A 3,157-nucleotide genomic window follows, 5' to 3' on the forward strand; every position below is an offset into this window, starting at 1 on the left:
TCACTGACTTAAATTACATTTCTGCTTTTTAATTCGTTCTTCTTATTCTCTTATTCTTTTGTATCATTAGCTCGCTGATGTTTCCGTTTCGCTGTTTCCGTATCAGTCAGCTTTAATATAATATCAAACTTGCCTATATTTGTCAACTATTTTTTACTAAAAAATTATATTTTTTTATCTTTTTCTAAATCCGCTATATAAAAGGCTTTCAGTGATGTATAAAACCACAATTTACTACATAAAAAAAGAAAATATAAAAAATATTTTCTTTTTTTTATTTGTATTTTTATAATTTTTTTACCGATTCGCCATCGATTATACCGTGAGATACTATGACTTTTTTTTCTTTCAGTTCTTCACCTTCCAAAAGTTTGATCAATAGTCTGGCACTGATTGCCCCTACATCATACATGTAATGATTTATACTTGTTAACTTTGGACTTATCCATCTTCCCACTTCACAGGAATTTAAACTGGCTATACTTATATCTTCAGGAACCTTCATGCCGCTTTCCTCGATAGCCTTTATTGCACCGACAGCCATTTCATCATTTCCGCATACGACAACTGTAGGCAGTTCACCTTTTAACATTTCCTGCATTGCAAGGTATCCGCCCTTCATTGTAAAATCTCTGTCAATAACACAATTTTTATTTATTTTCATACCAAGCTCTTTAGAAGTAGCCATCATGACTTCTTCATTTCTTTTAGCATTATAAGCTCTTTTTTTATCCCCATGGATTAATCCTACCGCTTTATGACCCATTTGTTTTAAATATTTCATAAGAGAATATACTGCTTGATCATAATCGTTTATTACACTGGAATATTCACCTTCACGGTCTTCAATCCCGCATAGTATTACAGGCATATTCATATATTCAAATTTTCTTCTTACCGATTCGCTTAATTCTCTACCTGCAAAGATGATTCCATCACACTGCTTTTGATAAAAAAGATCCATAAACTCTTCTTCTTTTCTGTTATCGGCATCACTGTTACATATAATAGCATTGTAACCGCTTTGCATACTTATATCTTGAACACCCCTTGCAATTTGAGCATAGTAAGGAATAGTAATATCATGTATAACAACACCTACAGTTTCCGTTTTTTGAAGTTTCAAACTTCTTGCTATAGCATTTGGTCTATATCCGGTTTCTTTAATCGCCTGTAACACTTTATCTCTTGTTTCCTCATTTACCAAAGGAACATTATTAATTACACGTGATACTGTAGCTATTGAAACATTTGCTTTCTTTGCAACATCTTTAATTTTTGCGCTCAATATCAGCACCTCCATTTTCACATCGAATAAACTTAAACATAGTTATGTAAAAGTTTTAAATTAAAATCATTTTATCATAGTCGACTTTTTTTTGCAAATGATTATCATGTATTATGAAAATATTTAATATTTTACATATGTTTTTATATATTCAAAGTTGAAAACGTATGAAAATAATATATAATTATTATATATAAATAAAGGAGATAAAATAGTATGGAAAATATTTATAAAAAAAATGCTGAGATAATCATAAATGAACTAAATGAAGCATTATTAAAAGTTGATGAAAATGAAGTATATAGCCTTATTGAAGAATTAAATAAAGCAGAAAAGGTATTTTTTATAGGTGTAGGAAGAGTAATGACTATGCTTAAGTGTATTGCAAAGAGACTAAAACATATAGGATATGATACATATATAGTAGGAGAAACTACAGAACCACCGATTACTGACAAAGACTTATTAATCGTTGGTTCAGGAAGCGGAAGTACATTAATTCCCAGCGGAATAGCAAAAAAAGCTAAATCTTTCGGAGCAAGAGTTGCCCATATAGGTGCGATACCCGATAATCCACTTAAAGACATAACAGATGTATTTGTTAGAATTCCTGTCAAGAGCAAACAAAACTTACCTGATCAAGTAGATTCGAAGCAGCCTATGACTTCACTATTCGAACAATCTCTGCTTTTACTCGGAGATACAATCACTTTGACAATCCTCGATATGAAAGATGAACCGGTAAATGAAAGCATGTGGTCAAACCACGCTAATTTGGAATAAATATGAATAGTAACAAAAATATCCAATTTAAAAACAACATAAACTATTTTATATGTCCTAAATGTAAAAGTAATATGTACATTAAAAATAACAGTTTAATGTGCGAAAATAATCATTGTTTTGATATATCTAAAAAAGGCTACATAAACTTTTTAATGAACAGAAAACCTCCGGAAGGCTATGATAAAACATTCTTTGAAAAGCGAAGAGAAATGTTAAATGACGGCTTCTATAATCATATAGCAAAAGAAATAGCTAATTTACTTGATAGTTATACTAATATAAAAAATATTGTCGATGCGGGCTGTGGTGACGGATATTATTCTCATATAATAGAAGATAGAAGATATAATATATTTGCATTTGACTTTTCAAAAGATGCAGTCAATGTTGCTTCAAGGGGAGTAAATAATATATGCTTTATGGTTTCCGATATTAATAATATCCCTTTAAAGGATAATTCCATGGAATGTATTTTAAATATTTATACTCCTGCCAATTATATCGAATTCAAAAGGATTTTATCTGATAGTAGTGTTATCATAAAAGTAGTTCCGGGAAAAGACCATTTAAAAGAGCTAAGACATACTATAAAAGAACAATTGAAAAATGAGGAATACTCCAATCAAGAAGTGATAAATTGTTTTGAAGAACACTGTGAACTCTTAAACAGAATCAGAGCTAAAAATACTATAAATGTCAATAAAAAACAGTTAGAAAATCTTATTAGAATGACTCCGTTAATGTTTGATATAGATTTAGAAAATATTAATTATAATGATATTTCAGAAATAACTATCGACGGTGAGATTTTAGTTGGTAAAATCAAATAAAAATAAATACTAAACCTCAGATAAGACTCCTCCCGAGTCTTATTTTCTTTTATTCTTTTATTCTTTTGTTCTTTTATCCTTTTATTTTTCTCCTTTCCTCTCCTTTTATCTTTCCATTACACAACAAAAAAAGAGCACTTCTTGTGCTCCTTTTTATATCTCTTCTTTACTACTCTATGATTTCTGTTACTACTCCGGATCCTACTGTTCTTCCGCCTTCTCTGATAGCAAATCTTAACTCTTGTTCAATCGC

Annotated in this window: 3 protein-coding genes and 1 pseudogene; 2 read left to right on the top strand and 2 right to left on the bottom strand. The window is 30.0% G+C overall.

From position 1 onward, the window contains the following. Nucleotides 1-286: 286 nt before the first annotated feature. The gene (locus NSA01_RS09835; RefSeq protein WP_257481285.1) at nucleotides 287-1,288 is read right to left on the bottom strand and encodes a LacI family DNA-binding transcriptional regulator; all 1,002 of its coding nucleotides are present in this window, start codon (nucleotides 1,286-1,288) and stop codon (nucleotides 287-289) included. Between the two features lie 216 nt (nucleotides 1,289-1,504). Here NSA01_RS09835 and hxlB point away from each other — a divergent pair, with 216 nt between their 5' ends. Together hxlB and NSA01_RS09845 are read left to right on the top strand one after the other, a co-directional pair. Next, complete coding sequence (hxlB, locus tag NSA01_RS09840) at nucleotides 1,505-2,071, top strand: 6-phospho-3-hexuloisomerase (protein ID WP_257481286.1); 567 nt, start codon at nucleotides 1,505-1,507, stop codon at nucleotides 2,069-2,071. A 2-nt stretch (nucleotides 2,072-2,073) separates the two neighbouring features. Next, the gene (locus NSA01_RS09845; RefSeq protein ID WP_257481287.1) at nucleotides 2,074-2,904 is read left to right on the top strand and encodes a putative RNA methyltransferase; all 831 of its coding nucleotides are present in this window, start codon (nucleotides 2,074-2,076) and stop codon (nucleotides 2,902-2,904) included. A gap of 169 nt (nucleotides 2,905-3,073) precedes the next feature. Here the strand turns inward: NSA01_RS09845 and NSA01_RS09850 are convergent. Next, a pseudogene (locus NSA01_RS09850) lies at nucleotides 3,074-3,157 on the bottom strand (elongation factor Tu); the annotation flags it as partial.

Origin of the sequence: Anaerofustis stercorihominis (assembly GCF_024623185.1) — a bacterium.
Taxonomy (GTDB): Bacteria; Bacillota; Clostridia; order Eubacteriales; family Anaerofustaceae; genus Anaerofustis.